The sequence below is a fragment of the Acidiphilium sp. 34-64-41 genome, assembly GCF_002282635.1.
In the GTDB taxonomy this organism is placed as follows: Bacteria; Pseudomonadota; Alphaproteobacteria; order Acetobacterales; family Acetobacteraceae; genus Acidiphilium; species Acidiphilium rubrum.
Map to the genome: position 1 here is coordinate 22,548 of NZ_NCJX01000034.1, position 20,806 is coordinate 43,353.

The 20,806-nt window shown below is 64.6% G+C and carries 17 protein-coding genes; 12 read left to right on the plus strand and 5 right to left on the minus strand.

The features are described 5' to 3' along the window. The first annotated feature begins 31 nt into the window (after positions 1 to 31). A complete protein-coding gene (locus B7X49_RS09275) occupies positions 32 to 982 on the plus strand; it encodes a fatty acid desaturase (protein WP_286703205.1) in 951 nt (316 codons plus the stop codon). On the opposite strand, the gene B7X49_RS09280 is transcribed toward B7X49_RS09275, so the two are convergent. Beyond that, the gene (locus B7X49_RS09280; RefSeq protein WP_286703204.1) at positions 983 to 1,936 is read right to left on the minus strand and encodes an aldo/keto reductase family protein; all 954 of its coding nucleotides are present in this window, start codon (positions 1,934 to 1,936) and stop codon (positions 983 to 985) included. It lies immediately after the preceding gene. A gap of 94 nt (positions 1,937 to 2,030) precedes the next feature. Here B7X49_RS09280 and B7X49_RS09285 point away from each other — a divergent pair, with 94 nt between their 5' ends. The 4 genes from B7X49_RS09285 (at position 2,031) to B7X49_RS09300 (ending at position 8,026) form a co-directional block, all read left to right on the plus strand. Then, positions 2,031 to 3,464 (plus strand): pyridoxal-dependent decarboxylase, encoded by a 1,434-nt coding sequence (locus B7X49_RS09285; protein ID WP_286703221.1) that lies wholly within the window; start codon positions 2,031 to 2,033, stop codon positions 3,462 to 3,464. Between the two features lie 73 nt (positions 3,465 to 3,537). After that, entirely contained in the window at positions 3,538 to 6,345 is a 2,808-nt protein-coding gene (locus tag B7X49_RS09290; RefSeq protein ID WP_286703203.1) for a molybdopterin oxidoreductase family protein, read from the plus strand. After that, on the plus strand, positions 6,342 to 7,091 hold the full coding sequence (locus B7X49_RS09295) for a 4Fe-4S dicluster domain-containing protein (RefSeq protein WP_029312412.1): 750 nt from the start codon (positions 6,342 to 6,344) through the stop codon (positions 7,089 to 7,091). The genes B7X49_RS09290 and B7X49_RS09295 overlap by 4 nt, the downstream gene beginning before the upstream one ends. Further along, a complete protein-coding gene (locus tag B7X49_RS09300; protein WP_286703202.1) occupies positions 7,088 to 8,026 on the plus strand; it encodes a DmsC/YnfH family molybdoenzyme membrane anchor subunit in 939 nt (312 codons plus the stop codon). Before B7X49_RS09295 ends, B7X49_RS09300 begins: the two co-directional genes overlap by 4 nt. On the opposite strand, the gene B7X49_RS09305 is transcribed toward B7X49_RS09300, so the two are convergent. From B7X49_RS09305 to B7X49_RS09315, 3 genes are read right to left on the minus strand one after another with little or no spacing between them, the layout of a single operon-like run. Then, positions 8,008 to 8,775, minus strand: coding sequence for a metal-sulfur cluster assembly factor (locus tag B7X49_RS09305; protein ID WP_286703201.1), 768 nt, complete (start codon positions 8,773 to 8,775; stop codon positions 8,008 to 8,010). The two genes, B7X49_RS09300 and B7X49_RS09305, sit on opposite strands and share 19 nt — an antisense overlap. After that, positions 8,772 to 9,788 carry an amidohydrolase family protein gene (locus B7X49_RS09310; RefSeq protein WP_286703200.1) on the minus strand — a complete coding sequence of 339 codons (1,017 nt, stop codon included), beginning with the start codon at positions 9,786 to 9,788 and terminating at the stop codon, positions 8,772 to 8,774. Before B7X49_RS09310 ends, B7X49_RS09305 begins: the two co-directional genes overlap by 4 nt. A gap of 33 nt (positions 9,789 to 9,821) precedes the next feature. Beyond that, entirely contained in the window at positions 9,822 to 10,865 is a 1,044-nt protein-coding gene (locus B7X49_RS09315) for an NAD(P)-dependent alcohol dehydrogenase (RefSeq protein ID WP_286703199.1), read from the minus strand. 371 nt (positions 10,866 to 11,236) lie between these two features. Here B7X49_RS09315 and B7X49_RS09320 point away from each other — a divergent pair, with 371 nt between their 5' ends. The 3 genes from B7X49_RS09320 (at position 11,237) to B7X49_RS09330 (ending at position 16,102) form a co-directional block, all read left to right on the plus strand. Continuing rightward, the gene (locus B7X49_RS09320; RefSeq protein WP_286703198.1) at positions 11,237 to 11,836 is read left to right on the plus strand and encodes a hypothetical protein; all 600 of its coding nucleotides are present in this window, start codon (positions 11,237 to 11,239) and stop codon (positions 11,834 to 11,836) included. Positions 11,837 to 12,249: 413 nt separating this feature from the next. Then, on the plus strand, positions 12,250 to 15,684 hold the full coding sequence (locus B7X49_RS09325) for an indolepyruvate ferredoxin oxidoreductase family protein (RefSeq protein WP_286703197.1): 3,435 nt from the start codon (positions 12,250 to 12,252) through the stop codon (positions 15,682 to 15,684). Positions 15,685 to 15,796: 112 nt separating this feature from the next. Beyond that, entirely contained in the window at positions 15,797 to 16,102 is a 306-nt protein-coding gene (locus tag B7X49_RS09330) for a hypothetical protein (RefSeq protein ID WP_051657424.1), read from the plus strand. On the opposite strand, the gene serB is transcribed toward B7X49_RS09330, so the two are convergent. Then, the gene (gene serB, locus B7X49_RS09335) at positions 16,103 to 16,975 is read right to left on the minus strand and encodes a phosphoserine phosphatase SerB (protein WP_286703196.1); all 873 of its coding nucleotides are present in this window, start codon (positions 16,973 to 16,975) and stop codon (positions 16,103 to 16,105) included. Between serB and miaA the strand changes: the two genes are divergently transcribed. The 4 genes from miaA to B7X49_RS09355 form a co-directional block, all read left to right on the plus strand. Continuing rightward, positions 16,974 to 17,966, plus strand: a complete 993-nt coding sequence (gene miaA, locus B7X49_RS09340) for a tRNA (adenosine(37)-N6)-dimethylallyltransferase MiaA (protein ID WP_286839094.1) — start codon at positions 16,974 to 16,976, stop codon at positions 17,964 to 17,966. The two genes, serB and miaA, sit on opposite strands and share 2 nt — an antisense overlap. A gap of 53 nt (positions 17,967 to 18,019) precedes the next feature. After that, on the plus strand, positions 18,020 to 19,801 hold the full coding sequence (locus B7X49_RS09345) for an acetolactate synthase 3 large subunit (protein ID WP_286703194.1): 1,782 nt from the start codon (positions 18,020 to 18,022) through the stop codon (positions 19,799 to 19,801). 152 nt (positions 19,802 to 19,953) lie between these two features. After that, positions 19,954 to 20,472 carry an acetolactate synthase small subunit gene (gene ilvN / locus B7X49_RS09350; protein ID WP_286703193.1) on the plus strand — a complete coding sequence of 173 codons (519 nt, stop codon included), beginning with the start codon at positions 19,954 to 19,956 and terminating at the stop codon, positions 20,470 to 20,472. Next, a partial coding sequence (locus tag B7X49_RS09355) for a hypothetical protein (RefSeq protein ID WP_286703192.1) occupies positions 20,469 to 20,806 on the plus strand: 338 nt, incomplete at its 3' end. The genes ilvN and B7X49_RS09355, both read left to right, overlap by 4 nt.

Below are 20,806 nucleotides of genomic sequence, written 5' to 3' on the forward strand. Positions count from 1 at the left end.
CATCAGTTCATTCTGATTTTAAACCGACCCCATGCTCCCAATCGATTTGAAACCGCATGAACAACCCCACGCAACCCAGATCGTTCCGGCCATCGAATGGCCGACGCTGGGACTGACGATCGTGATTTACGGGCTCTGGCTCGGCCTGACCTGGTTTCATGGGGCGATTCCCTGGCCGCTGCTGCTGATCGGTGGGGCGTGGATCATCGCCTGGCATGGCTCGTTGCAGCATGAGTTGATCCACGGTCATCCGACCCGCGTCGCCGCGGTCAATCGGGCGCTCGGCCTGCCCGCGCTCGCGCTGTTCCTGCCGTTCGATCGGTACCGCACCCTGCACATCGCGCATCATCGCAACGAATATCTGACCGATCCGCTGGAAGATCCCGAAACCTACTACTGGACGGCGATCGATTGGCACCGCCTGCATCCGGCGGCGCGGATCATCGTGCACGGATCGGCACGGCTGGCCGGGCGGCTGCTGATCGGGCCGCCCTGGATGATCACGCGGTTCTTATGGCATGAGTCTGGTCGCCTGTGGCGCAATGAGCCCGGCGTGCGCGCCGCCTGGGCGGTGCATCTGCCGATCGCAGCGCTCATCGTGGTCTGGCTCGTCGCGGTGTGCGGCATCAGCCCGCTGCACTACGCGCTGCTGTTCATTCTGCCCGGCACCGCGCTGCTGCTGATCCGCTCCTTCGCTGAGCACCGCGCCGCACCCGATGCGGCGCACCGGACCGCCGTGGTCGAAAACGCCCGGCTGCTCGGCTGGCTGTTCCTGTTCAACAATCTGCACAGCGCGCATCACGAGCGGCCCGGCCTGCCTTGGTACCGGCTGCCGCGCTGGTATCGCCAGGAGCGCAGCCGGCTGCTGCGCGATAACGGCGGGCTGGTCTACCAGGGCTATGGCGATGTCATCCGCCGCTACCTGATCCGCCCGCACGATCAGCCGGTTCACCCGTTCGATCGCGAGGTGAACCGGCCCTAATCAGGCCGCTTGCAGCGCGGGCATCATCAGCGCTTCGGCGCGGGTGAACAGCGCCGGATCGACCTTCGCGTCCGACGCCTTGATGTTCTCGTCGATCTGCGCGGGGCGCGATGCCCCGATGATCGCGGCGGCGACATTGGGCTCGCGCAGCACCCAGGCGAGGGCGAATTGCGCGAGCGTCAGCCCCGCCTGCTGGGCCAGCGGCTGCATGGCCTGCACCGCTTCGAGCACCGCGCGCCGCTCGGTCAAATCCTGCAGGAAATGGCCCATGCTGGCGCTGGTTGCGCGCGACCCGGCCGGCGGCTTGGCGCCGGGGTGGTATTTTCCGGTCAGAATACCCTGGCCGAGCGGGGACCAGACGATCTGCGAAATGCCGTGGGCGGCGCAATAGGGGATCACCGCGTCTTCCGGCTTGCGCCAGATCATCGAATATTGCGGCTGGCTGGAGACGAATTTCGTAACCCCCATCATCTCGGTCGCTTCGCGGATTTTCTCGACCGGCCATTCGGAAAACCCGATATAGCGGGTCTTGCCGGATTTCACCGCTGCGGTCAGCGCTTCCATGGTTTCATGCAGCGGTGTTTCGGGGTCGTAGCGGTGGCATTGGTAGAGATCGACATGATCGACGCGGAGCCGTTTGAGCGACGCATCGAGCTGTTTTTCGATCTGCGCGCGCGACAGGCCCTTGTCGGTCTCGGTCATCGGAAAGAACAGCTTGGTCGCCAGCACGTAGCTATCACGCCGCACCCCGGCGAGCGCCTCGCCCAGCACGGTTTCGGCGGCACCCTTGCCGTAGATATTGGCGGTGTCGATCAGCGTGATGCCAAGTTCCAGCGCGCGTTTGACGCAGGCGATCGATTGGTCCTTTTCGACGCCGCCGGAATAGGTCAGCCACGAGCCGAGCGCGATGTCCGATACGGTCAGATCGCTGTCGCCGAGTTTACGGTATTGCATGAATGTCTCCTCAAATGTCCGCACATCAGATTGCGTCGCAACCGGCCGGGCGCAACCCTTTACCGCCGCACCGCCGCTCGATAAGCACGCGGGCATGACCACACTCGACCCTGACGATTGGAGCGGCCTGCGCGCGCTCGGCCATCGGATGATGGACGACATGATCGACCGGCTGGCGGGATTATCGGCCTCTCCGGTCTGGCGCCCGATGCCGCCATCGATCCGGTCGGGCTTCACCGCCGCACTGCCGGTCGCAGGCACCGGGCCGGAGGCGGCCTACGCGCGGTTCACCGAAACCATCGCACCCTATGCATCGGGCAACACCCATCCCCGCTTTATGGGCTGGGTGCAGGGCGGCGGCAATCCGGTCGGGATGCTGGCGGAATTGCTCGCGGCCGGGCTGAACGAGAATTGCGGCGGGCGCGATCACGTCGGCCTCGCGGTCGAACGCCAGGTGATCGCCTGGTCCGCCGCCATGCTCGGCCTGCCGGAGACCACCGGCGGTCTGATGGTGACCGGATCATCGATCGCCAATTTCATCGCGTTGCTCTGCGCGCGGCGGCGCTTCTGCGGCCCCGCTGTACGGCGCGACGGCGTGGAAGGTGCCGCGCTGGTGGGCTACGCACAGGAGGGCGTGCACCGCTGCGTGCCCGGGGCGTTCGACATGGCGGGGTTGGGCAGCGCCGCGCTGCGCCGGATCGACACGGATGATGCGGGGCGGATCGACCTCGCAGCACTGGAGGCGCGGATTATCGCCGATCGCGCGGCCGGGTGCGCGCCGTTTCTGCTGGTCGGCACGGCCGGCAGCGTCGATATCGGCGCGATCGATGATCTGGCCGCACTGGCCGCGGTCGCTGCGCGGCACGGGCTGTGGTTTCATGTCGATGCCGCGTTCGGCGCGCTGCTCGCGTTGTCACCCAGCCGCGCGGCACTGCTCGATGGCATCGGGCAGGCGGATTCGGTCGCGTTCGATTTTCATAAATGGGCGCAGGTGCAATATGATTCCGGCTGCATCCTGGTGCGCGAGCAACAATGGATGCTCGATAGTTTCGCGCAATCCGCCTCGTATTTGACCACTACCGCGCGCGGCCTCGCGGGCGGCGCGCCCTGGCCGTGCGACCTCGGGCCCGATCTGTCGCGCGGGTTTCGCGCCCTGAAAGTGTGGATGACGCTCGAGGCCTATGGCACCGCGCGGCTGGGTGCCATCGTCGATCATGGCTGCGACCTCGCGCAACGCCTCGCGGCAACGCTTGCGGCGAGCCCGCTGCTGGTCCTCGCCGCCCCGGTCGCACTGAACATCGTGTGTTTTCGTTATGACGACGGCGGGCCGGACCTCGATGGGCTGAACAGCGATCTCGCGGCCGATCTGCAGGAGGCGGGGCAATTCGTCGTCTCGACCACGCTGATCGGTGGCAAGCGTGTGCTGCGCGCCGCCATCGTCAATCACCGCACTACCGAAACCGATGTCGATGCCCTGGTCGCGGCGATCTGCGAAGCCGCGCAAAACCGGCGGCATCGATCGGCCTGACCGATCGGTTCGATCACGCCGGACGGATGGTTGAGCCCGATCATCCCCGCCATAAAGGGGCCAGAGGTGTCCCATGCCCAAAGACAATATCGACTATTCAGCACCGGTCGGCGATGCGGTTGCCTATACCACGTGCTATATGTGCGCCTGCCGCTGCGGCATCAAAGTCCATCTGAAGGACGGCAAGCTCCGCTATATCGAGGGTAACCGCGATCATCCGGTGAACCGCGGCGTGCTGTGCGGCAAGGGCTCGGCCGGCATCATGACGGCGATTTCGCCATCGCGGCTGCGCAAGCCGCTCAAGCGCGCGGGGCCGCGCGGGGCGGGCGAATTCGTCGAAATCGAGTGGGACGAGGCCATGGCCATCGCGACCGACCGGCTCGCGCACATCCGCGCCGATGATCCGCATAAACTCGCCCTGTTCACCGGGCGCGATCAGTCGCAGGCGCTCACCGGCCTGTTCGCGCGCATGTTCGGCACGCGCAATTTCGCGGCCCATGGCGGGTTCTGCTCGGTCAACATGGCGGCCGGCGGGCTATATTCGGTCGGCGGCGCGTTCTGGGAATTCGGCGAGCCGGACTGGGAGCACGCCAAATTGTTCCTGCTGTTCGGCGTCGCGGAGGACCATGATTCCAACCCGATCAAGCTGGGTCTGGCCAAGCTCAAGGAGCGCGGCGCCAAGATCGTTTCGATCAACCCGATCCGCACCGGCTATTCGGCGATCGCCGATGAATTCATCGCGATCACGCCGGGCACCGATGGCCTGTTCGTGCTGGCGCTGATCCATTGCCTGCTCGAAACCGGGTCGATCGATACCGAATTTCTGATCCGCTACACCAATGCGCATTATCTGGTGATCGATGATCCCGGCGCACCCGATCACGGCCTGTTCCTGCGCGATGCGGCGGGCAAGCCGCTCGCCTTCGATCGTGCGACGCAGAGCGTGACGGATGCGATGGCCACCGCCACCGACCCCGCCCTGCTCGGCCGCTTCACAACGAGCGATGGCCGCAGCGCCCGCCCGGCGTTCGACATTCTGGCGGCGCGCTACACCGCGCCCGATTACACACCGGAAGCGGTCGCCGTGCGCTGCGGCATCGATGCGGCCGATATCCGCCGCATCGCCGCCGAAATCGCCGAAATCGCGTTCAACCAGGCGATCAGCCTCGATCAGCCCTGGACCGATACCGAAGGGCGCACCCATCCGACCATGACGGGGCGGCCCGTCGCGATGCACGCCATGCGCGGTATTTCCGCCCATTCCAACGGGTTTCATTCATGCCGCGCGATCCACGTGTTGCAAATGCTGATCGGCGCGGTCGATACGCCGGGTTCATGGCGCTATAAATCGCCCTATCCGAAACCGATCCCCGGCGGCCCGGCACCGGGCGGTGACCGGCACGATCCGGATGGCGCGCTGAGCGCCGCGGTGCTGGGCTTCCCGTCTAGTCCCGCGGATCTGCTGGTCGATGACGAGGGCGAAGCGCTGCGGCTGGACCGGGCGTTTTCGTGGGAGGCGCCGCTCGGCATTCATGGCCTGATGCACATGGCGATCGCCGAGGCCCATGCCGGCGGCGGCGATAAAATCGATACCCTGTTCCTGTACATGTCAAACATGGCCTGGAACTCGGCGATGAATCCCGGCGAGACGATGCGCATGCTGACCGACCATGATCAGGACGGCAATTACCGCATCCCCTTCGTGATCTACGCCGACGCCTTCGCCTCGGAAACCGTCGCCTACGCCGATCTGGTCCTGCCCGACACCACCTATCTCGAACGCTACGACTGTATTTCCCTGCTCGACCGGCCGATCGGCTCGGCGCACGGACCGGCCGATGCCATCCGGGTGCCGGTGCTCAAGCCGGACCGCGATGTGCGGCCGTTTCAGGATGTGCTGATCGATCTGGCCGGCCGGCTCGGCCTGCCGCAATTCGTCGATGAACAGGGCGAAAAACGCTACCAATCCTACGCCGACTACATGGTCCGCCACGAGCGCAAACCCGGCGTCGGCCCGCTCGCCGGGTTTCGCGGCGCCGATGGCACCGCGATCGGCAAGGGCGCGGTCAACCCGGACCAGCTGCGCCGCTATGTCGAGAATCACGGCTTCTGGCAGCACCATCTGCCGGCCGAGCAGCTCTACTACAAACATGCGAATCGCGCCTATCTGAGCGGGGCGAAAGCGATGGGGCTGATCGAGACCGATGATCAGATCGTTCTGCATCTCTACAGCGAAATCCTCCAGACGTTCCGCCTCGCCGCCGAAGGTCACGGCAGCCGCATCCCGCCCGCCCGGCTGCGCGCGCGGATCGCCAGCATGATGGACCCCTTGCCGATCTGGTATCCGCCGATCGAGCAGAGCATGACCGACCCCGATCGCTTTCCCCTGCACGCGATCACCCAGCGGCCGATGGCGATGTATCATTCATGGGGCTCGCAGAACGCGTGGCTCCGCCAGATATTATCGGAAAACCGGCTCTACCTGCACCGCGATCTGGCCGCAGCGCATGATCTGGCCGATGACGACTGGATCGAGCTTGTCTCGCGCAACGGCCGGGTGAAATGCCAGGTGCGGATCATGGACGGCGTGAACCCGAACACGGTATGGACCTGGAACGCCATCGGCAAGCGCACCGGCGCCTGGGCGCTCGCCAAGGAGGCACCGGAATCCCGCCGCGCCTTCCTGCTCAACCACATCATCTCCGAATATCTGCCCGAGGATGGTGCGGGTCACCGCGCCTCGAACTCCGACCCGGTCACCGGTCAGGCGGCCTGGTTCGACGTGACGGTGCGGATCGAAAAATGCGCGCCCGACACGCAGGAAGCCATAGAACCGATGTTCGCGCCATTCGCCTACACGCCACGGAGGGCCGCGGAATGACCTCGCTCCCGCAACCGATCGAGGGTGCCAAAAAACTCGGCCTGGTGATCGACCTCGATACCTGCGTCGGCTGCCATGCCTGCGCGGTGAACTGCAAGGAATGGAACACCGGCGGCCATTCCGCACCGCTGCCCGATTACGACAAATACGGCGCCGACCCCGATGGCGTGTGGTTCAACCGCATCCACTCCTACGAGGCCACCGGCAAAGACGATGGCTGCGGCGGCCGCACCGTCAATTTTCCCCGCTCCTGCCTGCATTGCGAGACGCCGCAATGCGTCACCGTCTGCCCCACCGGGGCCTCGTACAAACGCGCCGAAGACGGCATCGTGCTGGTCAACACCGATATCTGCATCGGCTGCAAACTCTGCTCCTGGGCCTGCCCTTACGGGGCGCGCGAGTTCGATGAGGATGCGGGCGTGATGAAAAAATGCACGCTCTGCATCGACCGGATCTACAACACCAGCCTGCCGGAGGCCGAGCGTGAACCGGCCTGCGTCGCAACCTGCCCCTCGCGCGCGCGGCATTTCGGCGATCTGGGCGATCCTTCGAGCGATGTCTCGAAACTGGTCGCAGCCCGCGGCGGTGTCGATCTGATGCCCGAGCTCGGCTACAACCCGGTCAATAAATACCTGCCGCCGCGCCGCGCCATGATCCCGACCCGCGCAACCGAAACGCCGGTGCGCAGCGGCACCGGGCTCGGCGCTGCCCTGCTCACCCTGGTCGACCGCGTGTTGTCGCGATGACCCCGGCAAGCTCCGTTCTCCTGCTGACCACCCTGACCGGCTTCGGCTACGGTCTGCTCGCCTGGCTCGGGCTGTTCTGCGCGCTCGGACTGTTGCCGCACGCGCCCTGGTTTGTGCCGGTCGCCGTCATGATCGCGCTGGCTTTCGCGAGCGGCGGCCTGCTCGCCTCGACGCTGCATCTCGGCCGGCCGGAACGGGCGTGGCGCGCGTTCAGCCAATGGCGATCGTCATGGCTGTCGCGTGAAGGTGTCGCCTCCATCCTGACCTATCCGCCGGCGCTCGGCTTCGCGGCGCTGTGGTATTTTGCCGGCGCCGGCGCGCCGGCCACCCGCGCGCTCGGCCTGCTGGCGGCGTTCATGGCGCTCGCAACGGTGTATTGCACCGCCATGATCTATGCCAGCCTCAAGCCGATCCGGCAGTGGCACAACCGGCATACCGCGCCGGATTACCTGATCTTCGCCGCGTTGTCCGGCGCCACGCTGCTCGCCGCCCTCACCGGCATCTGGACCGGCCATGCGCGCCTCACCGGCGCGCTGGCCGCCCTCGCCGCCCTGGTCGCGGCGGTCGCCAAACTCGGATACTGGCGCTGCATCGACCGGCAGGCACCGCTCACCACCCTCGCATCCGCGACCGGCCTCGCCGCGTTCGGCAGCGTGACACCGCTCGATCAGCCGCATTTCACCGAAAACTATATCCTGCGCGAAATGGGCTATCAGATCGCGCGCAAGCACGCGGCCAAGCTACGCCGGATCGCCCTGGTCGTCGCCTTCGGCCTGCCCTTCCTGTTCGCGCTACTGGCGGCGATCGGCATCGCACCAATGATCGCCGCCCCGCTCGCAGCAATTTGCACCGGCGCCGGCCTGTTCATCGAGCGCTGGCTCTTCTTCGCCGAGGCCACCCATGTCGCCGCGATCTATTACGGTCGCGCCGTCTGAGCGATGCCCTGGCGCATGAAATCGGCCAGTTCCGGTTCCGCCGGCAATGGTGCCGGGGGGGCATAACGCACCGCCAGCAACCCGCGGCACAGCGCGCCGTTGAACTCCGCATTCAACCCGACCCGGCTGATATGGCGCAGATAGACCGGCAAGGTTTCGTGCATGATCGGCTCACCCGCGCTGGTCACCAGCGCGCGCGGCAAGCCCCCGGCCAGGTCGCGCCGTTCGAGATAGCGCCGCCTGAGCGCCGCACCCGCGCCATCGAGCGCCAGCGCCTCCAACCCCGCGATATCGAGCGACAGAAAGGCGACCGGATCATGCCCGGCCGCCAGCAGATGCCGCAGCAACGCCTCCTGCCGCCGCTCCATCGCCTTCAGGCCGAATTGCAGACGGATGCTGGCCAGATCATTGCCGGCCTCGGTTGGAAACGCATCGACGAAATCCTTGTCCTGCGCGATACCGTCGTTGATCGCATCGATGAACATATGCTCATCGAGCGTCACCGCGACCGATGCGACCCACGGAAGTGCCCGCACCGCATCGCGCATGTCCGCCGCCATCAGATACGAAAAATTCGCGGCACACCAATAGGTCGGCAGCCGGAACCTGATGTCGACGGCACCGGTTCCGGCAATGTCGATGCCGGTGATGAAGCCGAGTTCGACCACGCTCTCATCGAGTTCCGGATCGGTCACCTGATCGAGAGCGGCGCGCACCGCACGGGTGCGCGCCTCAAGGCTGAGGCTCACGCCGCGACCTGTTCCATCCGGTCGAGCTTGGCCCGCTGGCTCGCGATATCGACGCCATAGATCCGGGCCGCATTTTCGCCGAGAATCTTGCGCTTCGCCGTCATCGTCAGCTCCTTGCCGGTCTCCTTCATCACCTCGTCCGGCAGGTCGAAATTCATGAATTTCTCGACCAGCCATTGCGGCGTCCAGATGCCGTAATCCGAACCGAACAGGATCTTGTCCTCGCCGATCCAGAACAGCAATTCCGAAATCACCTTCGCGAAATACCCCGGCCGCGTGTGAATGAACGGCAACACCACGGCGAGCCCGCCATAGACGTTGGATTCCTGCGTCGCGATCCAGCAGAAATCATCGAGGCGCGGCAGACCGCAATGCTCGACGATGAAGTTCAGGTTCGGAAAATCGGTGGCGCAATGATCGATATCGGCGACATCGAACGCATCGCGGTCGAGCGGCAGAATCGTCGGGCCCTTGTGGACATGAATGTTCTTGATGCCGAGTTTCTCGCATTTCTCCAAATATTTATAGGCCGCCGGATCAGAGAGTTTGTACCCGCGGCTGTCGCCGTTCCACTCGGCGGTGTAGAGCTTCACGCCCCTGAGCTTGTAGGTTTCCGCCTGCGCCTCCAGCGCCTCGAGCCCGCCCTCGCCATCCCGGGGATCGAACGCACCGTTCAGGATGAAGCGATTGGGGTAGCGCTTGCCCAGAATGGCGTTCTGCTCGAGCGTGTTGAAGCCGTTCTTGTAGAAATCCTTGAGATAGGTCGGCTGAAAGATCGCCATGTCGTCCGGCCCGTCGATGAACAGATCCTTGACCATCTGCTCGGCGCCATATTTGGCGAATTTTTCCGCGGTCCACAGCTGTTCCGGCGGCGACAGCGACGCATGATAACCGTAGAAACAGTCGATGAACTGCTTGCCGTGAATATTGCGGATGTTCTCCGGGCTCGCATCCCACAGATGCACATGCCCATCGATGATGAAAATCTCCGATCCGTCTTTTGCCTTGTACATATCTTGTCCGTTTCCTTTTTGTTGAATGGAGCTTCAGGGAACCAACACGGCGCGGCCACGGACTTTGCCGTGGTGCAGGTCATGCAGCGCAGTATTGGCGTCTTCAAGCCGGTATTCGCGCGTCGCAAGGGTGACTTTGCCCTGGTCGGCCAGCGCCATCAGTTCGATCAACTCGGGATAGGTGCCCACCAGATTGCCGACGATGGTCTTCTCCGAAGTGATCATGTCGATCGTGGGAATATCGATCTTACCGCCATACCCCACGATATAGTAAAACCCGGCGTTGCGGGTCATTGCAAGACCTTTCGCAACCGCATCGCCCTCGCCCACGAAGTCGATCACCGCCTCCGCACCCTTGCCCTTGGTCAGGCGCAGAACCTCGTCCACCTCCGACCCGTCCGCCTTCACCGCGAAATCGGCACCGCACTCCTGCGCCAGTTTCAGCGCCATGTCCGCCCGATCAACAATAATGATCTGCGCCGCGCACAACGCCCGCAACACCTGGATGCCGATATGGCCAAGCCCACCCGCGCCGATCACCACGGCGAACTCGCCCGGCAGCAGATGCCGCGAGGCCTTCTTCGCCGCGCGATACGCGGTCAATCCCGCGTCGGTGTGCGGCGCGACATCCTTGGGCGACAGGGTCTCCGGCAGCTTGATGATCGACCGCGCGCCCGTTCGCAAATACTGCGCATAGCCGCCATTGACGTTGATGCCCGGAAACTCGCTCTCATCGGCATGCATGTCCTCGCCCCGCCGGCACGCCAGGCAATGACCCGAGGTGATCAACGGATGACATATCACCGGGTCCCCCACCTTCAGATGCGTGACACCCTTGCCCAGCGCCTCGATCCAGCCGGCATTCTCGTGACCCAGAATATGCGGCAGTGCCAGGTCAACCTTGCTGCGCCAGATCCCCTCGATCACATGCAGATCCGTCCGGCACACACCCGCGCCGCCAATCCGCACGATCACGTCGTTCGGCCCCTTGATCGCCGGATCGGGGACATCCTCATAGGTGACGAACACCGGATTGCTCAGCGCTTCGTCATATTCATGCAGCACGGCTGCTTTCATTGTCGTTTCCTCGTTTGGTCGATCCGCCCGCAATCCTTGCATCCTTCGTGCCAAACCGGCCCGATCCCGCAAACCCAACGCTGCCACCCCGCCCAACCCGCGCGGGCTGTTCCACTTCGCAACAGAAATCCGCAACACCTGTTGCGTTGCGGGTCGCCATGGCATCGGCGGATGGTGCTGGGAGTCCAGAACGCAGGCCCCATCGGGGGCGCATCGATCAGGGCGCGTCGATCAGGGCGCGTCCGGCAAGCGTCGTCTCGCCCGGGTCAGGCAGAACCACGCGGCAACCCGCTCCGATCAACGGAGCCCGCTCTGCTCTCGATGCAAATTCCGCTTTCGCACCCCCCACCCTCCGGCCCTATGATGCCTGCGTGTCAGAAACGCGCGCGCACCCCCCTTTCACGATCGTCTGCTTCGCCACCGTGATGGACGCGCTCTGCACCGTCGTCGCCGAAAAAGGCCGTGCCGCCTATATCCCGGCCCCCATGGTCCATCTGATCTGGGCCCGCCTGCGCAACCTCACCGCCCGCTTCCTCGCCGCCCTCGCGCGCGGCCCCCAACCACCAGGCAAGCAGCGCCCCGCGCCCAAACCCCAAACCATGGCGATCGCCGAACCGGACATCGCGCAGCCCCCCAAACCGCACCGCAAACGCCTCACCCTGCCGCGCCGCGAAGCCTGGCTCTACCGTATGCTCCCCGAAACCGGCTTCGCCCGCTTCAGCCTGCAACATCTCTTGTCCGACCCCGAATTCGCGGGATTCCTGGAAGCCAACCCCAGACTCATCCGCATCCTGACCCCGCTCTACAACGCCATGGGCATCGATCTACCCACCGAACCCCCCTTCGGCCCCGACCCACCGCCAGACTCTCGCCGCCACATCATCTTCGGCGCACCAGAACCCGATGCAGCCGAACCGGATGCACCCCAACCCCAGCCCGCAGACCCGGATTTCAAAAATCGACCTGCCTGACACCGGCACTTCAGCACGATCATTTCATTACGATATCGAAACAATCAGGGCGTTCCGTGTCTCGTCACCTCGCCCACCCCCACGGCAACCCAGCCCCCAGCCACGCCCCGTATATCACAATCGCGTGATAATCCGCCGTCGATGACGCGCCCGCCGCCGTTATTTGCCCTACCGATCATGTGTGACGAAATATTATTTCGCGAAAAACCCACGTCCCCAGCCCCTCCCGATCCCGTGTCGCCACGCGCGAGCAGCAAACCAAAACATCCGCCCCCGCCGCCGCCGCCCGCCGCAAACCGCTGATTTATCTCGCCAATCGCCCCGGTTCTGCACATACTCACATCAGGGAAGACACGCCGTTCACGGTAGTCGCACTTCGAACGCACCGCTCAGGTGCAGGAGCGAACCGCGCTATGAAGACCGCCGAACACGCGCGCGACGCGCGCTACACCGCCGCCGCCGGCCCGATGATCCTCACCGGCACCCAGGCGCTGATCCGCCTGCTGATCACCCAGCGCCGGCGCGACCGTGCTTCCGGCCTCAACACCGCCGGTTTCCTCTCCGGCTATCGCGGCTCGCCGCTCGGCGGCCTCGATATCCAGGCCTTCGCCGCCAAAAAAGCGCTCGAAGCCGAAGACATCGTCTTCAAACCCGGCCTCAACGAAGACCTCGCCATGACCGCGGTCTGGGGCTCGCAAATGACCCCGCTGTTCCCGGGCCACACCGCCGATGGCGTCTTCGCCATGTGGTACGGCAAAGGCCCCGGCGTCGATCGCTCGGGTGATGCCATGAAGCACGCCAACTACGCCGGCACCACCCGCCTCGGCGGTGTGCTGGTCGTCACCGGCGACGACCACGCCGCCAAATCATCCTCAATCGCCAACCAATCCGAACAGGCGTTGATCGCCGCCGGAATCCCCGTCCTCGCCCCAAGCTCGATCGCCGACATCCTCACCCTCGGCCTCTACGGCTGGGCCGCCTCGCGCCACGCCGGCCTCTATCTCGGCTTCAAGACGGTCGAGGAAATCATCGACTGCACCGCCTCGATCATCGCCGACCCCGATGTCCCGATCGTGATGCCGGATAGCGATCCCGCAACCGTCGCGATGCGGCTGCACGAACCGATCCTGGCGCAGGAAGCCAGGATGTTCCGCATCCGCCACCCCGCCCTGCTCGAATTCGTCCAGGCGAACCCGATCAACCGCATAATCGATCGAGCACCAGGTGCCCGCATCGGCATCGTCACCGCCGGCAAATCCTTCCTCGATGTCCAACAATCCCGCACCGACCTCGCCCTCGCCGGCATCCGCGTGCTCAAACTCGGCATGACCTGGCCGCTCGAACCCGACATCATCCGCGCCTTCGCCCACGGCCTCGAAGAAATCATCGTCGTCGAGGAAAAACAGCCCCTGATCGAAACCCAGATCAAGACCATCCTCTACGGCACCGCCAACGCCCCAAGGGTCCTCGGCAAGACCGACGACCAGGGCCGCACCCTCCTGAAACCCGAATCCGATCTCTCCGCCGCCGAAATCACCCTGGCCCTGGGTGACCGCGTCCAACGCATCCACCCCACCGAAGCCCGCGCGACCAGCCTAGCCAATCTCCGCGCCAATATCGACATCGCGCAGAAACTCGATTTCGGCGCCCACCGCACCCCGCATTTCTGCTCCGGCTGCCCCCATTCCACCTCGACCGTGGTGCCCGAGGGCTCACGCGCCATGGCCGGCATCGGCTGCCACTACATGGTCACCTGGATGGACCGCGAAACCGACGTGTTCAGCCAGATGGGCGGCGAAGGCGTCGCCTGGATCGGCCAGGCCCCCTTCACCACCGAACAACACGTCTTCGCCAATCTGGGCGACGGCACCTACCACCATTCCGGCAGTCTCGCGATCCGCGCCGCCATCGCCGCCAAAGCCAACATCACCTACCGCATCCTGTTCAACGACGCCGTGGCGATGACCGGCGGCCAACACGTCGACGGCCCGCTCAGCGTCCCCCAAATCACCCGCCAAATGCACGCCGAAGGCGCCGCCAGAATCGACATCGTCACCGACGAGCCGGAAAAATACCACGGCGTCACCGACCTCGCCCCCGGCGTCACCATCCACCACCGCCGCACGCTCGACGCGCTCCAGCGCACCCTGCGCGAAACCCAAGGTGTCACGATCCTGATCTACGATCAGACCTGTGCCACCGAAAAACGCCGCCGCCGCAAACGCGGCACCATGGTCGACCCCGCCAAACGCGCCTTCATCAACGAGCGCGTCTGCGAAGGCTGCGGCGATTGCTCGAAAACCTCCAACTGCGTCTCAGTCGTCCCCGTGGAAACCGAATTCGGCCGCAAACGCGCGATCGACCAATCCTCCTGCAACAAGGATTTCTCCTGCGTCGAAGGCTTCTGCCCCAGCTTCGTCACGGTGCATGACGCCGGCCTGAAAAAACCCGAAATCACCCTGGCCCACGCCCCCGAAAACCTCCCCGAACCCACGCTCCCCAGCCTCGATCGCCCCTGGAACGTCGTCATCGCCGGCATTGGCGGCACCGGCGTCGTCACCATCGGCGCCCTGCTCGGCATGGCCGCCCATCTCGACGGCAACCAGGTCTCGGTGCTCGATGTGCTCGGCCTCGCCCAGAAAGGCGGTGCGGTGGTCTCGCACGTCCGCTTCGGCGGCGCCGCCGGCACCGGCCAGTCGCTGCGCATCCCGCAAGGCCAGGCCGATCTGCTGCTCGGCTGCGACGCCCTGGTCGCCGCCGAACACGAAACGCTCGACTGCCTGGGTGAGACCACCACGGCCGTGGTCAATCTGCACGAAACCATCACCGGCGATTTCACCCGCGACCCCGATTTTTCCCTGCCGATGCGCCGCCTGCGCACCACCATCGCGCAGCGCATCGGCGAATCGAACCTGGCCACCATCGAAGCCACCAAAATCGCGACCGCCCTGATGGGCGACGCCATTGCCACCAACCTCTTCGTCCTCGGCTACGCCTGGCAGGCCGGCAAAATCCCCGTCGCCCGCACCTCGATCGAGCAGGCCATCAACCTCAACAACCAGGCGGTCGCCCTCAACCTCGCCGCCTTCGCCTGGGGCCGCGCCGCAGCACTCGATCTCGAAGCGGTCACCGCCAAACTGCCCGGCCGCACCAGCAACGCCGCCCCGGCCGATCTCGACAGCGTGATCGCCCGCTTCCGCGACGAGCTGATCGACTACCAGAACACCGCCTACGCCGGGCGCTACATGGCCCTACTGGCTGAAGTGCGCCACGCCGAGCAGCGCATCCGCCCGGGCTCGACCGCATTGACCGAAGCCGTCGCCCGCAATTTCTACAAACTGATGGCCTACAAGGACGAATACGAAGTCGCCCGCCTCTACGTCGCCCCCGCCTTCCGCGCCGCGATCGCCGCACAATTCGAAGACGGCGCAACGATCAAATTCAACCTCGCCCCGCCGTTGCTAGCCAAGCGCGACAAGCGCACCGGCCATCAGCAAAAGCGCGAGTACGGCGCCTGGATGCTGCGCGTGTTCGGCGTGCTGCATCATTTCAAAATCCTGCGCGGCACCGCCCTCGATCCGTTCGGCCATACTGCGGAACGCCGCAGCGAACGCGCCCTGATCGCGCGCTACGAAACCTCGCTACGCGCGGTGCTGCCCCGGTTGAGCCAGGCCAATTTCGGCCGCGCCGTCGAACTCGCAGGCCTGCCGGCACAGATTCGCGGCTACGGCCATATCAAGGCGCGCAATCTCGCCGCGGCCGAACCGCTCTGGGCCAGCCTCGATGCAGCATTCACCCCAACGGCCCCGGCCCAAGCCCCGCAACCGTTCGGCATCGCCGCCGAGTAGCGCCATAGGCCCGGACTTGAGTCACAAAATGCATCGGTTCGTTACACAGCATCGACCTATATACCATGCATCGGCATCGCATCATCGGTGCCCCATTGAATGGAGAACGCTCATGCTATCCCGCGTTTTGCCTGCGAAGTTCAACCGCACGATGCTCGCCGCGGCGACTGCCGCGCTCGTCGGAGCCACCATGGCGATTCCGCAATCCGCCTACGCCTGGTGGGGCGGGCCGCGCTTCGGCATCGGCATCTCGATCCCGCTGGTGGTGCCGGCACCGCGCGTTTATTACCCGCCGCCGCCGGCCTATGCCTATTACGGCCCGCCGCCGGCCTATTACCGCCCGCCCCCGCGCGTCTGGATTCCGCCGCATCGCAACTGGGCCGGTGCCTGGGTGCCGGGCCACTGGGTCTGGCGCTAACTAGGCGCGAAACACCGAAGCGGGATACCCCTGCACGAACAGCAGGGCCCGCAGATCGGCGTGATCGACATGCAACCTGGCCTGTTGCCGCAGCACCGGCCTGGCATGATAGGCGATCCCCATGCCCGCATCGGTGATCATCGCCAGATCATTGGCCCCGTCGCCCACCGCCATCGTCGCCCCGAGTTTGACGCCGCGCAGCGCCGCAATTTCGTGCAGCGCGGCGCGCTTGGCGTCGCGATCCAGGATCGACTCGCCCACCGCCCCGGTCAGGCGCGAGCCATCGTCGAGCAGGTTATTGGCCCGATGAGATTCGAATCCCAATTCAGCCGCCACGCGGCCAGTAAAATACGTGAACCCGCCCGAAACCAGCGCGGTCGCCGCGCCATGCGCGCGCATGGTGGCAACCAGTTCGCGCGCGCCCGGCATCAGTTCGGTTTTGCGCCAGGTGCGTTCCAGGGCCGTGATATCCAGGCCGCGCAGCAGTGCTACCCGCTCACGCAAAGCTTCGGCGAAATCGATCTCGCCGGCCATCGACCGCTGGGTGATCGCCGCGACCCGTGCGCCGACCCCGGCTTCGCCGGACAGTTCATCGAGCGTTTCGGAGGTAACGATCGTGCTGTCCATATCCGCGATCAGCACCGCCTTGCGCCGGCCGCGCGCCTTGACGCACAGCGCATCGATCGGCGCGCCTTCCAGCGCCTCGGCAATGATGTCGCGCTCAGGCTCCATCATGCAGGGAATTTCCGCCGCCTCGCCCGGCGAAAGCCACGCCGCCTCGCCGCCCGCGATCGATCGGCGCACGCGCTCGACCATGGCATCGGTGAGCGAAACCTTGCCGCGCGGAGCGACCAGCACCAGAACGAATTTCATGGAGACATCGCCTAAAGCAATCGGCCCCGGTTCGACAAGCGCGCCAAACGCCCGGCCGATGATCGTCATCGCCGGGCCAACCGCCTCGGGCAAGTCCGCGCTGGCGCTCCAAGTCGCGACCAGGTTCGGCGGCACCATCATCAATGCCGACGCGATGCAGTGCTACGCCGATTGGCGGATCATCACCGCGCGGCCGAGTGCGGCCGATGAAGCGGCCGCACCCCACGCGCTCTACGGCGTGCGCGCGCTCGATCAACCGGTCGATGCGGCGTGGTGGCGCGCGGCGGCGCTGCGCGTGCTGGAAACCGTATCCCTGCCGATCCTGTGCGGCGGCACCGGGATGTATCTCAGCGCGCTGATCAACGGCATCTCCGCCATCCCCGACCCCCGCAGCGCGGCGCGCGCCGAGGCACGCGCCCTGCTCGACCGGCACGGCCCTGCCTGGCTGCACGATTGGCTCACGGCACGCGACCCGGCGACGGCGAGCCGGCTCCGCCCGTCCGACCCGCAGCGCCTGACCCGCGCGGCGGAGGTCTGGCTCGGCACCGGCCATGGGCTCGCGCATTGGCACGCACTGCCGCGCGCACGCCTGATCGGCTACCGGTTGGGCGTGGTGTTGCTCGATCCGCCGCGCGATGAACTGCGCGGCGCGATCACCGCGCGCTTCGCCGCCATGCTCGATGCCGGCGCGCTCGATGAAGTGCAGCGAGTGCACGCGCGCAACCCCGATCCCGCGCTGCCGGGGCTGCGGGCGCATGGCGTGCCGGAGTTGCGCGCGCATCTCGCCGGCGAAATCACGCTCGCGGCGGCGGCAGACCGCGCGATTGCCGCGACGCTTGCCTATACCAAGCGCCAGGGCACCTGGTTTCGCCACCAGAGGTTGGCCGACGCGGACGCAACGCAGATGATCCATGCGCGATTCAGCCATGCAACGCAATATTCGGAAAGTCTCGACTGTTATTTTATTTCATTTATTAACGATAACGGTTGACGCATAGGGTCACCCCGCGCTACCCGTAAGCCTTGCTGATACAGGACCAATTGATGAACGCGCTCAACACCACTGCCGTCTCCGGCGCCGAAACCTTGCTCCGCGCCCTGCGCGCCCAGGGCGTCGAAGTTATTTTCGGCTACCCCGGCGGCGCCGTGCTGCCGATCTATGATGCGCTGTTCCAGCAGAACGCCATTCGTCACATCCTGGTCCGCCACGAACAGGCCGCGGTCCACGCCGCGGAAGGCTACGCCCGCTCGACCGGCAAGACCGGCGTGGTGCTGGTTACCTCCGGCCCCGGTGCGACCAACGCGGTCACCGGCCTGCTCGATGCGCTGATGGACAGTATTCCGGTGGTCTGCCTGACCGGCCAGGTCCCCACCCATCTGATCGGCAACGACGCATTCCAGGAAGCCGACACCACCGGCATCACCCGCCAGGCGACCAAGCATAACTACCTGGTCAAACGCTCGGAAGACCTCTCGCGCATCGTGCACGAAGCCTTCTACGTCGCCCGCACCGGCCGGCCCGGCCCCGTGCTGGTCGATCTGCCCAAGGACATTCTGATCAACCCCGCCCCCTACGACGAACCCGCGACCGGACCACACCGCAGCTATCGGCCGCAGACCGAACCCGACCCCGCCCGCATCGCCGAAGCGATCCGCCTGATCAAGGCAGCACGCCGGCCCATTCTCTACACCGGCGGCGGCATCATCAACGCCGGCCCCGAAGCCTCCGAACTCCTGCGCGAATTCGCCCGCCTCACCGGCGCGCCCGTCACCTCGACCCTGATGGGCCTCGGCGCCTTCCCCGCTGCCAACCCCGCCTTCCTCGGCATGCTCGGCATGCATGGCACCTACGAGGCCAACCTCGCGATGCACGGGTGCGACGTGATGGTGAACCTCGGCGCACGGTTCGACGATCGGGTGACCGGCCGGCTCAACGCGTTCTCGCCGGGCTCGAAAAAAATCCATGTCGATATCGATCCCGCCAACATCAACAAGAACGTCGTGGTCGACGTGCCGATCATCGCGGACGCCACCCAGGCCCTGCGCGCGCTGATCGACGCCTGGAAATCCGACGCCACCCGCCAGGACCGCGGTGCACTCGCCGATTGGTGGGCCCGCATCGAAACCTGGCGCGCCAAGGACTGCCTGAAATTCACCCAGAGCTTCGAACCCGGCGCCACCATCAAACCCCAGCACGCGATCCAGCGCCTGTGGGAACTTACGCGCGACCGTGAAACCTACATCACCACCGAAGTCGGCCAGCACCAGATGTGGGCCGCCCAACACTACCGCTTCGAACACCCCAACCGCTGGATGACCTCCGGCGGCCTCGGCACCATGGGCTACGGCCTGCCCGCCGCCATGGGAACCCAGCTTGCCCACCCCGACGCGCTGGTGATAGATATCGCCGGTGAGGCCAGCATCCTGATGAACATCCAGGAAATGGGCACCCTCGCCCAATACCGCCTGCCGGTGAAAATCTTCATCCTCAACAACGAATACATGGGCATGGTCCGCCAATGGCAGGAACTCCTGCACGGTAGCCGCTACTCCGAAAGCTACTCGGCAGCATTGCCCGATTTCGTCAAACTCGCCGAAAGCTTCCACGCCGTCGGCCTCCGCGCCAACACAATCGATGACCTCGACCGCGTGATCATGGACATGATCGCCTCGGACCAACCCGTCATCGCCGATATCCACGTCGACCGCTTCGAAAACTGCTTCCCGATGATCCCCTCCGGCGCCGCGCATAACGACATGATCCTCGGGCCGGAACACGAACAGGAAGCGCGCGATATCACCGATGAGGGGTTGGTGCTCGTTTAGGCAAAAGTAAAAGCAAGCACTGCTTTTTTGTAAAAAAGCAGCAAAAAACTTTTAGTCACTTGGGTCCTCGCCTCTGAGTACTGCAGCACCTCACTCGTCATGCGAGCGAAGCGAAGCAATCCAACCACCCAACCTTGAGTAAAGCCCCGCCCATGAACGCCATCGTCGAACAAAACCTCCGCTCCGCCACCATCTCCGTCCTCGTCGAAAACGAATCCGGCGTCCTCGCCCGCGTCATCGGCCTCTTCTCCGGCCGCGGCTATAATATCGACAGCCTGACAGTCGCCCCCGTAGAAGACGACCGCCGCAAAAGCCGCATCACCATCGTCACCACCGGCACCGAACTCGTCATCGACCAGATCAAAGCCCAACTCGACCGCCTCGTCCCCGTCTACCGCGTCTCGGACCTCTCCCGCGAAGGCCCGCATTTGGCCCGCGAACTCGCCCTCATCAAAGTCATCGGCCAAAATCAAAACCGCGCCGAAGCCCTCCGTCTAGCCGACGCCTTCCGCGCACGCGTAATTGATGCAACCACCGAAAGTTTCGTGTTTGAATTAACCGGCGCTACGGATAAGTTGGACGCGTTTCTGGACCTGATGCGGCCGTTGGGGTTGGCAGAGGTATCACGGACGGGTGTAGCGGCAATCGCACGGGGAACTCGAACAATATGAATATCGAGGAACAATTAAAAGAAAAAGAAAAAAGCACGATTGATTTTCTGAAAATATTGCATGACGAGTTAAGACATTTAGAAACAATATTTATAAGAACTATTTCGTTCTTTGCTCTTATTTTAGCCGCAATTAACATTATTATTCGTCATTTTGTCGGTTATAAATTAGCTCTGATTCTTTCAACATACTTTTCATTTGGCTTATTCTTTATATCTCTGCAATTTTATGATAGAATAAACCGTGCCTATCCGGTTAAGTCAGACACCCACTACATGTGGGGTGGACCCATGCTCCCGAATAAAGCTGGGCATAGGTTGGCGCCTCGGCGCCG

Bases quoted from the DNA above. Each gene is read 5' to 3' on its own strand.
- B7X49_RS09275 (WP_286703205.1), top strand. From the start codon at position 32: ATGCTCCCAATCGATTTGAAACCGCATGAACAACCCCACGCAACCCAG.
- B7X49_RS09280 (WP_286703204.1), bottom strand. From the start codon at position 1,936: ATGCAATACCGTAAACTCGGCGACAGCGATCTGACCGTATCGGACATC.
- B7X49_RS09285 (WP_286703221.1), top strand. From the start codon at position 2,031: ATGACCACACTCGACCCTGACGATTGGAGCGGCCTGCGCGCGCTCGGC.
- B7X49_RS09290 (WP_286703203.1), top strand. From the start codon at position 3,538: ATGCCCAAAGACAATATCGACTATTCAGCACCGGTCGGCGATGCGGTT.
- B7X49_RS09295 (WP_029312412.1), top strand. From the start codon at position 6,342: ATGACCTCGCTCCCGCAACCGATCGAGGGTGCCAAAAAACTCGGCCTG.
- B7X49_RS09300 (WP_286703202.1), top strand. From the start codon at position 7,088: ATGACCCCGGCAAGCTCCGTTCTCCTGCTGACCACCCTGACCGGCTTC.
- B7X49_RS09310 (WP_286703200.1), bottom strand. From the start codon at position 9,788: ATGTACAAGGCAAAAGACGGATCGGAGATTTTCATCATCGATGGGCAT.
- B7X49_RS09315 (WP_286703199.1), bottom strand. From the start codon at position 10,865: ATGAAAGCAGCCGTGCTGCATGAATATGACGAAGCGCTGAGCAATCCG.
- B7X49_RS09325 (WP_286703197.1), top strand. From the start codon at position 12,250: ATGAAGACCGCCGAACACGCGCGCGACGCGCGCTACACCGCCGCCGCC.
- B7X49_RS09330 (WP_051657424.1), top strand. From the start codon at position 15,797: ATGCTATCCCGCGTTTTGCCTGCGAAGTTCAACCGCACGATGCTCGCC.
- miaA (WP_286839094.1), top strand. From the start codon at position 16,974: ATGGAGACATCGCCTAAAGCAATCGGCCCCGGTTCGACAAGCGCGCCA.
- serB (WP_286703196.1), bottom strand. From the start codon at position 16,975: ATGAAATTCGTTCTGGTGCTGGTCGCTCCGCGCGGCAAGGTTTCGCTC.
- B7X49_RS09345 (WP_286703194.1), top strand. From the start codon at position 18,020: ATGAACGCGCTCAACACCACTGCCGTCTCCGGCGCCGAAACCTTGCTC.
- ilvN (WP_286703193.1), top strand. From the start codon at position 19,954: ATGAACGCCATCGTCGAACAAAACCTCCGCTCCGCCACCATCTCCGTC.